At 65.2% G+C, this 11956-nt stretch carries 11 protein-coding genes; 4 read left to right on the top strand and 7 right to left on the bottom strand.

All coding sequences use genetic code 11. The features are described 5' to 3' along the window. Positions 1-19 precede the first annotated feature (19 nt). From ACFI9K_RS05880 to ACFI9K_RS05855, 6 genes are all read right to left on the bottom strand, one after another. Entirely contained in the window at positions 20-1240 is a 1221-nt protein-coding gene (locus tag ACFI9K_RS05880) for an alkane 1-monooxygenase (RefSeq protein WP_462662647.1), read from the bottom strand. A gap of 133 nt (positions 1241-1373) precedes the next feature. Continuing rightward, positions 1374-2882 carry an amino acid permease gene (locus ACFI9K_RS05875; RefSeq protein ID WP_462662646.1) on the bottom strand — a complete coding sequence of 503 codons (1509 nt, stop codon included), beginning with the start codon at positions 2880-2882 and terminating at the stop codon, positions 1374-1376. Between the two features lie 162 nt (positions 2883-3044). Beyond that, a complete protein-coding gene (gene manA, locus ACFI9K_RS05870; protein ID WP_462662645.1) occupies positions 3045-4274 on the bottom strand; it encodes a mannose-6-phosphate isomerase, class I in 1230 nt (409 codons plus the stop codon). Next, positions 4274-5416, bottom strand: a complete 1143-nt coding sequence (locus tag ACFI9K_RS05865; RefSeq protein WP_462662644.1) for a tobH protein — start codon at positions 5414-5416, stop codon at positions 4274-4276. Before ACFI9K_RS05865 ends, manA begins: the two co-directional genes overlap by 1 nt. Positions 5417-5486: 70 nt before the next feature. After that, entirely contained in the window at positions 5487-6869 is a 1383-nt protein-coding gene (locus ACFI9K_RS05860; RefSeq protein WP_462662643.1) for a phosphomannomutase/phosphoglucomutase, read from the bottom strand. A 182-nt stretch (positions 6870-7051) separates the two neighbouring features. After that, positions 7052-7459, bottom strand: coding sequence for a DUF3499 domain-containing protein (locus ACFI9K_RS05855; RefSeq protein WP_462662642.1), 408 nt, complete (start codon positions 7457-7459; stop codon positions 7052-7054). A 72-nt stretch (positions 7460-7531) separates the two neighbouring features. On the opposite strand from ACFI9K_RS05855, the gene ACFI9K_RS05850 reads away from it, so the two are divergent. Further along, positions 7532-8017 (top strand): metallopeptidase family protein, encoded by a 486-nt coding sequence (locus ACFI9K_RS05850; RefSeq protein WP_462662641.1) that lies wholly within the window; start codon positions 7532-7534, stop codon positions 8015-8017. An 81-nt stretch (positions 8018-8098) separates the two neighbouring features. On the opposite strand, the gene ACFI9K_RS05845 is transcribed toward ACFI9K_RS05850, so the two are convergent. Continuing rightward, positions 8099-8332 (bottom strand): WhiB family transcriptional regulator, encoded by a 234-nt coding sequence (locus tag ACFI9K_RS05845; RefSeq protein ID WP_027496498.1) that lies wholly within the window; start codon positions 8330-8332, stop codon positions 8099-8101. 705 nt (positions 8333-9037) lie between these two features. Between ACFI9K_RS05845 and cofD the strand changes: the two genes are divergently transcribed. The 3 genes from cofD (at position 9038) to ACFI9K_RS05830 (ending at position 11953) form a co-directional block, all read left to right on the top strand. Continuing rightward, positions 9038-10012, top strand: a complete 975-nt coding sequence (cofD, locus tag ACFI9K_RS05840; protein WP_462662640.1) for a 2-phospho-L-lactate transferase — start codon at positions 9038-9040, stop codon at positions 10010-10012. Next, a complete protein-coding gene (locus tag ACFI9K_RS05835) occupies positions 10009-11388 on the top strand; it encodes a coenzyme F420-0:L-glutamate ligase (RefSeq protein ID WP_462662639.1) in 1380 nt (459 codons plus the stop codon). The genes cofD and ACFI9K_RS05835 overlap by 4 nt, the downstream gene beginning before the upstream one ends. Positions 11389-11494: 106 nt before the next feature. Then, positions 11495-11953 carry an NUDIX hydrolase gene (locus ACFI9K_RS05830; RefSeq protein ID WP_462662745.1) on the top strand — a complete coding sequence of 153 codons (459 nt, stop codon included), beginning with the start codon at positions 11495-11497 and terminating at the stop codon, positions 11951-11953. Positions 11954-11956: the final 3 nt, after the last annotated feature.

The raw sequence follows: 11956 nt of genomic DNA, 5'->3' as shown, positions 1-11956 counted from the left end.
TCCGCGGCGAGTACCCGCGCTATCCGTTTCGTCCGGCTCGCGCCAGTATTCGGGCACGCTTGCGGGGAAGGATGTTGGCGCGGGTGACGTCGCCTCGGTAGTGCGCCAATACCCGGGGGTCCATCACTCGACGCCACAGCGGCGGGATTGCGGCGAGGATCACCATCGACGCGTAGCCGGCCGGCAGCTGTGGAGCCTCGTCGCACGAGAGCAGCGTCTGATAACGCTTGCCGGGATTTGCGTGGTGATCACTGTGCCGCTGCAGGTGGTAGAGAAAAATGTTCGTGCAGATTCTGTCGCTGTTCCAACTGTGGCGGGGCGAGCACCGAACGTACTTTCCGCGTTCGTTCGTCTCGCGCAGCAGCGCATAGTGCTCCACGTAGTTCACCATTTCGAGCAGCACGAATCCGACGACTGCCTGCAGCAGAAGGTACGGCGCGATGCCCCACCCGAACACGGCCATCAACCCGACGAAGAGCACGGCGCTCAGCAGCCAGGTGTGCAGCAGCGCATTGGTGGGGCTCGCGACCGAGCGGCCCTTGCGACGTAGACGCTGCGCCTCGAGCTTCCATGCGGAGACGAACCCCAGGACAGTGCTGCGCGGCACGAACGTCCACACGCTCTCGCCGAGTCGCGCACTCGCGGGATCGTCCGGGGTCGCAACCCGAACGTGATGGCCACGGTTGTGTTCTACGAAGAAGTGCCCGTAGAGCGTCTGCGACAGCGCGATCTTGGCCAGCCACCGCTCGTGCTGCTCGATGCGGTGACCCAACTCGTGAGCGGCGTTGATGCCGGTGCCTGCCACCAGGCCCACCGTCACCGCGAGCCCGATCTTGTCCACCACCGTCAGGTTGCCGTACGCCCACATCCAACACGCAATGATCAGCCCGATGAATTGGATGGGAAGGAAAAGATAGGTACACCAGCGGTAGTAACGATCGTTCTGCAGTTTCTCACTGGCCGATTCGTCCGGGTTGTGCCCGTCCTCACCGGCGATCAGGTCGATCACCGGGATGATGACGAAGAACACCAGAACACCACTCCACCAGAAGATCGGCATACCGGTCCAGAGCACCAACTGCGACGGCAACAGCGCCGAAGCCGGGGCCAACAGCCCCAGCATCCACAGATAGCGCTTGTTGGTGTGCCAGCGAACCGATCGTCCGTCGGCCTTCGAATCCCGCCCCCCGACAGCGACACCCGAATCCTTCGAGGAAGTGACCCGGCCGTCCACACTCACTGTTTCAACACCCTCTCATCGAACCGTACGAGTCCCTGAAGTCTGTTTTCGAGGGTATAACATTCTCGCGGTTCGATGTGACCTCGACCGAATTCGGCCGTGCTTCCTAGGACGAGCTACAAAGACGGCACGGTTACTTCTCGGTCGTGGTCTTCCCTGCTTCGCGGAGTCCCATGACCGAATGACGCCTGCTGTAGAGCACGTAGATCACTACACCCGCGGCCATCCAGACCAGGAACCGCAGCCACGTCTCGACCGACAGGTTCAGCATCAACCACAGGCAGGCGAGTACTGCGAGGATCGGCACGAGCGGAACCCACGGCACCCGGAAGCCGCGCTCGAGATCGGGTCGAGTCTTGCGCAGAACGAGAACACCTGCCGACACGAGTACGAATGCGAACAGCGTTCCGATGTTCACCATCTCTTCGAGAGTGCCCAGCGGAACGAAGGCCGCGAGCAGTCCGACGATGACGCCGACCAGGATCGTCGTCCGAACCGGTGTGCCCTTCTTGCCGGTGTGGGCCAATCCACGCGGCACCAACCCGTCCCGAGACATTGCGAAGAGCACTCGGGTCTGACCCAGCATCAACACCATCACCACGGTCGTCAAACCGGCAAGGGCACCGAACGAGATGATGTTCTTGGCCCAGGTCAGGCCGTTCAGCTCGAATGCCGTTGCCAGCGTGGCACTGTCACCCGCCAGGTCGGTGTACTTGACCATTCCGGTCAGCACCAGGGTGACCGCGACGTAGAGCACGGTCACGATCGCGAGGGATCCGAGGATGCCGCGCGGCAGCGCCTTCTGCGGCTCCTTCGTCTCCTCCGCCGTCGTCGCGACAACGTCGAAGCCGATGAATGCGAAGAACACCAGGGATGCCGCGGCAAGAAGGCCGTACCAACCGAACGTGCTACCGCCCGCGCCAGTGACGAACGAGAACAGGGACTGATGGAGTCCCTCGCCCGTGGAGCCGGGCTGCGACGGTGGGATGTACGGGTCGTAGTTGGACACCTTGATGTAGAAGGCACCGAGCACGACGACGAACAGAACGACGATCACCTTGATCGCGGTGATGACGAGCGAGACGCGCGAGGACAATTTGGTGCCCGACGCGATCAGTACCGTCAAAACCACGACGATGAGCAATGCGCCCCAGTCGAAGTTCAGCGAACCGATCTGCAGTACCGGTGCCGCGGTACCGAGCAGGTCTCCCAGATACAGCGACCATGCCTTCGCCACCACGGCCGCCGCGAGGCCGAATTCGAGGATCAGATCCCAGCCGATGATCCAGGCGATGAACTCGCCGAACGCGGCATACGAGAACGTGTATGCGCTGCCCGCGACGGGAACCGTCGACGCGAATTCGGCGTAACACAGAGCGGCCAGACCACAGGCGATCGCGGCGAGCACGAACGCCACCGACACCGCGGGTCCTGCCACGTTTCCAGCGGTACGCGCGGTGAGAGTGAAGATGCCCGCTCCGACGGCGACAGCGACACCGAACACGGTGAGGTCCCAGGAGCCGAGTTCCTTCCGGAGTTTGGTGTCCGGCTCGTCGGTGTCCTCGATCGACTGCTCGATCGATTTGGTCCGGAACCACCCCGTCGTACGGGGTGCCTTGGCCGGCCGGTCTGCTGTGCTCATCGGGCCTCCGTTGTGCGTGCTCGCCTCTGCAGACGGATCACATCCGTCGCAGAGTTCACTGTGACATCAACACTATTGCCTTCGGACCCGTTGCTCGCGCACTTCCGCAATTCGAAAACGACTCTGCACTGCGGAGACCGGCGGGAAATGGGTCGCGGGAATCTACGAGCGTCCGACCGAGGCCACGAATACCTCGGCACCACGCGAATCGGCAGTCACGGTGACCGCTCGATCCGCAGCCGGAATCCAGGCCGAACTGCCCTGCGGCACTGTCAGACCGGCTTGCCCGCCGCTGGTGCTCGCCGTGACGGACCCGTCGGTGCACAGCAGAATCCTGGGACCGGACCCGTCGATGTCGACTGTCTCCCCCGGTGCCAACGCCGTTCGGCTCAAAGCGAATTCGGGTGCCGGCGTGGGGTAGAGGTACGTCGAGGAATCGCCGTCGGCCGGCGTGATGGGCGCGATGTCGGACGGTTCGAAGTCCAGTACACGCAACAGTTCGGGCACATCGACATGCTTGGGAGTCAGTCCCCCGCGCAGCACGTTGTCGGAGTTCGCCATGATTTCCACGCCGGTCCCGCGTAAGTACGCATGCAGGTTGCCCGCGTCGAGGTACAGGCCTTGACCGGGAGTCAGTGTCACCCGATTGAGGAGCAGAGCCGCCAGCACTCCGGCGTCACCGGGATAGGACTCCCCCAGCTCGAGCAGGGTTCTGGCCTCCGCTGCGAATCGACCACCGTCCGTACGCGCCGGACCGGACAAATAGTCGATACATCCCTGGGCGACGGCCGGGAGGATGTCGTCCAACGCCTGCCCGGGGAGTGTGATCCACGAGGTGAATACCGTGCGCAGCCCGGATGCATCGGGCTGTGCGGCAAGCAGTGTGCGGTACCCACCGAGCGCGGACACGGCCAACGCGTCCAGCAACTCGACGGTCTCCGTCGGACTCCTGAAGCCCGCCAATGCCTCGAACTCACTGAGCGCCACGATCAGTTCCGGCTTGTGATTGGGGTCCCGGTAGTTCCGTACCGGAGAATCGATGGGGATGCCGGCCGCGTTCTCGCGGGCGAAGCCCTCGCGCGCCTGGGTACTACTGGGGTGGGCCTGCAACGACAGAGGCTCTTCTGCAGCAAGCAGTTTCAGCAAGTAGGGCAGTCGCGACTCGTACTGCTGCGCCGAGCCCCCGAGATGCGTGGCCGGATCCCCGTCGATCAGCGTGAGCAGCGGCGTACTGCCACTCTCGTGCACCACGTGCGCCGAATCGGCCGGGTGAGCACCGAGCCAGATCTCGGCCTCGGGATGATCGGACGGGACCGGGCGACCCTGGATCCGGGCCAGGGCGGTTCGCGACCCCCATGCGTAGGACCGAACCGCGCCACGCAAGAGATGCACTAGCTACCGCCCATCAACAGCAGATACGCGGCGGTCGTGTCCAACCGCGTGGCCAATACGGACATGGTGTCGAGCACCGAGAGTGTAGCCGGATCGGCCGACGCGACAGCGACATCGAGTTCGGATCCCGGCCTGGAACTTCCGAACAGTGCCTCGTGCGGCTCCGCGAGCAACAGTTCCGACTCGGGCACGCCGGCCACTCGTCGTTCGGTCAGAGCGCGATCGACCTCCGATGCAACGACGATGATGCGCATCGGCAATACCGGTAGCGGACCGTCGAGTTGCTCGTCGTGGAAGAACGAATCCAATGTCTGTGCCGTTCCGGCAGATTCGACGCTCGAGGCACGAACGGACGCCGCGATGACATCGCCGAGCTCTCCCGCACCGACGAGCACCCCCGCAACCCGGAGCAGCACTTCACTGCCGTGCCGAGCCACCTCGACTGCGGCGGGACCGCTACCGGACAGCACTACTCGTCGACCGTTCATTCCGCTGGCAAGAGCCTTGGCCGGGTTGTGGAACACCTCGTTGGAGGGGCTGTTCCGCACCGCCTCGGTGTCGAGCAGGTCGGCCAGTCGAGATAGATTGGGTAACAACGACTTCCACGATCCACCGGCAACGGCACCGAGAACCGCGACGAATGCGGCGAGGTAACGCATCAAGGCGTTGTGGTCTCGGACCGCGATTCGCGGGGGCAACCACATGACCCGGGCCCCTCGGACGGCACGCAACGGCCCCTCCTCGGGTGCCACCACCACCACTTCCGCGCCGCGACGCGACGCGGCGTCCACCGACTCGGCCAGGCGCGGGTCTCCGGCGTCGTCCCCGGCCACCACCACAACATCGAGCGGGCCGATCCACGGCGGGGTTCCGGTGCTGCGAACCAGCGGGACCCCGAGTCGATCTCCGAGCGCCGCGACCAGGAGTGACGCCGCCCGACTACTGCGGCCGTCTCCGGTCACGATCACCACACTTCTGGGGCGCAGATCCGCCAAGCGAGCCAGTACTTCTTCGTCCACAGCCGCGGCGACGGCGCGAACCTGCGCGCCCGCCAGCGCAGCGCTGCGCAACGCACCCTCGCGATCGGCCGCGATGAGAGCATCGACATCGTCGAGATCGACCAGAGACGACACTGCCGTCATGGCTGCGACACCTCCCCTTCGTCACCGACCGGAAATGGACTCATACCCACTCATGAACCGTTGGTAACCACTATTCCAGTCCGGCGCGAACGATGCCCAATATCTCGGCCGAAAGTGCATCCACAGCCGCGGCGGTTCGCGCTTCCACGTTCAGTCGCAGCAGCGGTTCGGTGTTCGAGGCCCTCAGGTTGAACCAGGAGCCGTCGGCGAGATCGACAGTCACGCCGTCGAGCCGGTCGATGCCTGCGGTTCGGTCGGCAAACGCCTCGAGCACGGCCTCGGTGCGTTCGGCTGCGTCGCCCACGGTCGAGTTGATCTCGCCCGACGCGCTGTAGGTCTCGTAGGCGGCCATCATTTCCGACAGGGGCCGATCCTGTGCCCCGAACGCAGCAAGTACGTGCAACGCGGCGAGCATGCCGGAGTCGGCACCCCAGAAATCCCGGAAGTAGTAGTGGGCAGAGTGCTCTCCGCCGAAGATCGCCCCGGTGTCGGCCATCTGCTGCTTGATGAACGAGTGACCGACGCGCGTGCGTACCGGCGTGCCGCCGAGCTCGGTGACCAACTCCGGCACCGAGCGAGAGGTGATGAGATTGTGGATGATCACCGCACCCGGCTCCTTGGCCAGTTCGCGCTGCGCCACCAGGCAAGTCACCGCAGAGGGCGAAACCGGGTCGCCCTTCTCGTCGACGACGAAGCAACGATCGGCATCGCCGTCGAACGCAAGGCCGATCGCGGCACCGGTCTCGACGACGAAACGCTGCAGATCCACCAGGTTCGCCGGATCGAGCGGATTCGCCTCGTGGTTGGGGAAGCTGCCGTCGAGCTCGAAGAACAACGGCTCGATCGTCACCGGTAGCGGTGCGAACACCGCAGGCACGGTGTGCCCGCCCATTCCGTTGCCCGCGTCCACGGCGACCTTCATGGAACCGATTCCCGACAGATCGACCAGATCCCGCAGGAACTGCGCATACTCGTCGAGAACGTCACGCGATGTCACCGACCCGGCCGGGCCGTCGAATTCCGGTACCCCGTCGACCAATTCGGCCTTGACGGTGGCCAGACCGGTGTCCTGCCCCACCGGCTTGGCCCCGGCGCGGCAGAGCTTGATCCCGTTGTACTTCGCCGGATTGTGACTGGCAGTGAACATGGCCCCGGGGCATTCGAGCAGACCCGAAGCGAAGTACAGCTGATCGGTGGACGCCAGACCGATGTGCACCACGTCGAGTCCCTGCGCGGTGACGCCGTCGGCGAAGGCACGAGACAGACCCGGCGACGAATCACGCATATCGTGTCCGATCACGACCGACCGCGCAGCGCCCGCCTCGTCTCGCACCAGACGCGCGAACGCGGCTCCGACGTCTCGCACGAAAGCCTCGTCGATCTGCTCACCTACGACGCCCCGGACGTCGTAGGCCTTGATGACGGCATTGACGGACTCTGCGGTACGGGACACGAAGGCTCTCCTGGTGATCGTTCTTGCGACGCCGCACATCGGCATCGTCGAGCGTGTGGGCCGGGCGACTCACACCGGTATCGGCGAGGCGGCGCGGATCGTTTCGGTACTGCTCGAAAACCTTGCCAGACACCGGTCGGACCGGCCAGTCGACCCGCAACGCCACCACAGTGCGCGACGGCTCAGGAGGTGGGATCGGGAAGGACTCGAAGATGGCCGCGACGGCCGGTTCGGACGGCCGGGGCGGATCGACGTTCACCATCGGACGGGCGGGAAGCGGCGCGATCGCTGTCACGGTCCTCGGAGCGGACGCGATCGCCACGGCCCGCCTCGCGCACTGCCTCTGCCAGAGCTGTCAGATCGTCCTCGTCGGGCGTCGACGTCGAGTAGCCGCCCTCATACCGGACGAGCTCCCAGCCCTTCGGTGCGGTCGTGGTCGACGCGTGGATCTCGCACAGATCCCACGAGTGCGGCTCGTCGACAGTGGCCAGCGGCCCGACGACCGCGGTGGAGTCGGAGTAGACATATGTGAGCGTTGCAACGGCAGAACGGTTGCAACCAGGCCTGCAGCAGCCACGCAGTGATCTCACGAATGCAGACTATCCGGTAGGTCCAACCGACCGAACGACCGACACACCGGACGGGCGCGATAACCTGCCCCCATGCCTCGATTCTCCTCCGCGCGCAGGATCACTTCTCGGTCCGTGGCACGGCACGGCCGCGGCATCCGCGGACCGGTGATGCCCGAGGACCTCCCGGCCAGGCGCTCGCGGGCCGAGAAGTTCGATCGGCTGGTACTCGACGCGTTCGCGCGAATCGACCATCGATGGCACGACAAGCTTTCGAAGTTGGATATCGCCGTCGACGAGGTGCCCAAGATCAGGGCGCTCGATCCCGAGTCGGTGACATGGCCGCCCGAGGTGGTAGCAGAGGGGCCGGTGCCACTGTCGAGACTGGTACCGGCCGGGATAGACAAGCGCGGAGAAACGACACGCGCCAGAGTGGTGCTGTTCCGACGACCGCTGGAGCGTCGCGCAAAGCACCCGGAAGATCTGGAAGACCTGTTGTTCGAGGTTCTGGTGGAGCAGGTTGCGACATACCTGGGCATCGACCCGGACGAGGTGGATCCCAATAGTGCTCCGGAATGACGGTGCAGCTGATTGGCGGGGCCGCGGAGCGACCGGGCCGCAAAATGAAGAGCCGAGCTCGACCGGAGGTCGGTGGAGCGCTCAGCCGATCCCGCGCTTGAGCCGGCGTCGTTCCCGCTCGGACAGTCCGCCCCAGATACCGAACCGCTCGTCGTTGGCGAGTGCGTACTCGAGGCACTCGTCCTTGACCTCGCAGCCGAGACAGATTCGCTTCGCCTCGCGAGTCGAGCCGCCCTTTTCCGGGAAGAAGGCCTCGGGATCGGTCTGGGCGCACAGTGCGCGCTCCTGCCACTGATCCTCGATCTCCTCGAACATCTCGTCGAAGCCGGCGACGAGACTGAGGAACGGCTTGGCCGGCGGAACCGACTCGGCAACGAAGGGCATGAGGTCGGCGTCGGAATCGGTCTCCGCGTCGATGTCCGCCTCGGTGTCGATCGTTCGAGCTACGTACGCAGCACCCGCGTCTGTCGGGACGCTCGAATCTGCGCCGTTGTCGGACTCGGTTCGCGGCGCGTCGTCGACAGCGCTGAGGTGTGCAGTGGGTCCGCCCCGCTGATCACGTGTCACGTGCTCGTCATACATCGCTTCCGCCTCCTCACCTGTGGTAGCGCAGATACTTTCGACCTTTGTGTACTCGAATACGTTGCGCCGCGCAGGTATTCGATCGAACTGGCATATCCGAACGCTCCCGCGTTCTTCGAACTCTCGACCTCTACTGGACGTTCGACCGGGGTCGAACAGGAAGGGAACGAGTGTTCGAAACCAGGTTCGCTGCAATCGAACTCGTGCTGCGAACACTGAATGACATACCTGTGATTAGACACGCCCAGGTGTGTCGCGGTCAAGCCGATCGCACAAATCCAATACCATCACATGCCCGAAATCGGTGCTCTCCCCGAATCGGAGCCTGTCCTGCGCGTGTCGCGGCAGTTCTCACGCCTGCTCACCGTCCGCACGTACGGTGCAGATCCGGGTGGGCGCTCGCCCCGCACTGCCGCAACCCCACTACGCTCGTGTGTTGTGAAAGTTACTGTTCTGGTCGGCGGCGTCGGTGGTGCACGGTTTCTCCAGGGTCTCAAATCCTTGTTCGGCGACAACCCCGAACACGAGATAACCGCGGTGGTCAATGTCGGCGACGACGTCTGGATGCACGGTCTACGCATCTGCCCAGATCTCGACACCTGCATGTACACCCTCGGCGGTGGGATCGACACCGAGCGCGGGTGGGGCCGGATCGCCGAGACCTGGAACGCACGCGACGAGCTGGCTGCCTACGGTGCCGATCCCGACTGGTTCGGACTCGGCGACCGCGATATCGCCACGCACCTGATTCGCAGTCGGATGTTGCGCACCGGATTTCCGCTGTCGGCCGTCACCGAAGCTCTCTGCAACCGATGGCAACCGGGCGTCCGGTTGCTGCCCGTCACCGACGATCGCTCGGAAACCCACGTCGTCGTGACCGATCCCGACGATCCAAGCGGCGAGCAGCAACGCGCAATTCACTTCCAGGAGTGGTGGGTTCGCTACCGCGCACAGATTCCGACCCACAGTTTCGCAAACATCGGTGCCGAACAGGCAAGCCCGGCACCGGGAGTGGTGGACGCGATCGCAGAAGCCGACGCGGTCATTCTGGCACCGTCCAATCCAGTGGTGAGCGTCGGCGCGATTCTCGCGGTACCGGGCATCCGCGGGGCGCTGCGTACGTCGGCAGCAAAGGTGGTCGGCCTCTCCCCCGTCGTCGACGGTAAGCCGTTGCGCGGCATGGCCGACGAGTGCCTGTCCGTCATCGGCGTCGACACCACCGCACAGGCGGTGGGACGTCATTACGGAAGCCGAAGCGGCACCGGCATTCTCGACGCATGGCTGGTGCACACCACCGACACCGCAGTCGTCGACGGAGTCGACGTGCAGTCGGTTCCGTTGCTGATGACCGACCCCGAGACCACCGCGGTGATGGCGCGCACCGCGCTTCGCGCGGCCGGACTCGACCTGTGAGCGACATCCGCGAACCCGACTCGATCCCACCCGTGCCGGGCGATCACTCACCGGGTGGCTCGATCGAAATGCTGCCGATCACCGGCCTCCCGGAATTCAGACCCGGCGACAACTTGGCCTCCGCAATCGCCGAGCACGCGCCGTGGTTGCGCGACGGCGACATCCTGATCGTCACCAGCAAGATCGTCTCCAAGGTCGAGGGCCGATTGGTGCAGGCACCTCGCGATGCCGACGAGCGGGACGCAGCCCGCAGAGTCCTGGTGGAGCAGGAAGCGGTGCGGATCGTCGCACGCAAGGGCCGAACTCTGATCACCGAGAACCGGCTGGGCATCGTGCAGGCCGCGTCGGGCATCGACGGTTCCAACGTCGACGGTGGCGAACTGGCTCTGCTGCCGGAGAACCCCGACGCCAGCGCCGCAGCCCTGCGCGCCGCCCTCGGCGAACTGTTGGGGGTCACGGTGGCCGTGGTCGTCACCGACACCATGGGACGCGCCTGGCGGATCGGTCAGACCGACGCCGCCATCGGCGCTGCGGGGCTACCGGTCCTGCACGCCTATGCAGGAGCCGAGGACGGCCAGGGCAACGAGCTCGTCGTCACCGAGGTCGCGATCGCCGACGAGCTCGCTGCCGCAGGCGATCTGGTCAAGGGCAAGCTGGGCGGTGTTCCTATCGCCGTGGTGCGCGGCTTGACTCCGGTCGACGACGGGTCCACGGCGGCGGCACTGCTGCGCGGCGGCGAGGACGACCTGTTCTGGCTCGGAACCGCCGAGGCACTCGATCGTGGCCGTCGCGAGGCTCTGCTGTTGCGCCGGTCGGTGCGCTCGTTCTCGTCCGACGCGGTCGATCCCGACCTGATTCGGGCGTCCGTCGCCGATGCCCTCACCGCACCCGCCCCGCACCACACTCGCCCCGTCCGATTCGTATGGGTTCGGACTCCCGCGCTGCGGCGTCGGCTGCTCGAGACGATGCGTGAGCAGTGGCGCGCCGACCTGACCGAGGACGGTCTGAGCGAGGAACGAATCGCCGCGAGACTGCGCCGCGGCGATATTCTGTTCGACGCACCGGAGATCGTGATTCCGTTCTGTGTGCCGGACGGCGCGCACTCCTACCCGGACGAGAGGCGTCGAGCCGCGGAGGAGACGATGTTCACCGTGGCGGTCGGTGCCGCCGTCCAAGGCCTGCTCGTCGCCCTCGCGGTACGGGAACTGGGCAGCTGCTGGATCGGTTCGACCATTTTCGCCGCCGATACCGTCCGCGCCGAACTCGGACTGCGCGCGGATTGGAAAGCCATGGGTGCCATCGCGATCGGGCACCCCAGCGAGCCCTCGACGGCGCGCGACCCGGTGCTGCCGGGCTCGTCGCTGCTGGAGCTCTGACGTGTCGACGCCCACCTCGTCTCGTTCCACCCTGTGGCACTCGGTCGGGGCGACGCTCGATCGATGGTCACCGTCCGATTCCAACGACGAATCGCTCCGGCACACAATGCTGGCATTTCTGCACAGCAATCCCGATGCATGTCTACGCGCGAACGAGGCCGGCCACTTCACGGCGTCCTCGTTGGTGCTGAACGAATCGGGCACCCATGTGTTGCTGACCCTGCACCCGAAAGTCGGCCGATGGATTCAACTGGGCGGCCATTGCGAACCGACGGACCACACGGTGACCGACGCGGCCTTACGTGAAGCTCGGGAAGAATCGGGGATCGCTGACCTGACCCTCGATCCGGAGTTGTTGTCGGCGCACACACACCCGATCACGTGCTCGCTCGGAAAGGCCACCAGGCACCTCGATCTGAGATTTCTGGTGCGCGCCCCGGACGGTGCCAGAGCGGTGCGCAGCGAGGAGTCGACCGATCTTCGTTGGTGGCCGGTGAACGCCCTGCCGGACGCCGCCGAACACGAGACGATCGACCACCTCGTCGCACTTGCCGCCCGCCGCTGAAAC

The organism is Rhodococcus sp. PSi06 (assembly GCF_054960675.1).
The sequence above is the reverse complement of the archived record's forward strand: the minus strand, read 5'-3'. Positions and strand labels throughout refer to the sequence as shown.

Bases quoted from the DNA above. Each gene is read 5' to 3' on its own strand.
- ACFI9K_RS05830 (WP_462662745.1), top strand. From the start codon at position 11,495: ATGCTGGCATTTCTGCACAGCAATCCCGATGCATGTCTACGCGCGAAC.
- ACFI9K_RS05845 (WP_027496498.1), bottom strand. From the start codon at position 8,332: ATGTTCGAGGAGATCGAGGATCAGTGGCAGGAGCGCGCACTGTGCGCC.
- ACFI9K_RS05875 (WP_462662646.1), bottom strand. From the start codon at position 2,882: ATGAGCACAGCAGACCGGCCGGCCAAGGCACCCCGTACGACGGGGTGG.
- ACFI9K_RS05850 (WP_462662641.1), top strand. From the start codon at position 7,532: ATGCCTCGATTCTCCTCCGCGCGCAGGATCACTTCTCGGTCCGTGGCA.
- ACFI9K_RS05865 (WP_462662644.1), bottom strand. From the start codon at position 5,416: ATGACGGCAGTGTCGTCTCTGGTCGATCTCGACGATGTCGATGCTCTC.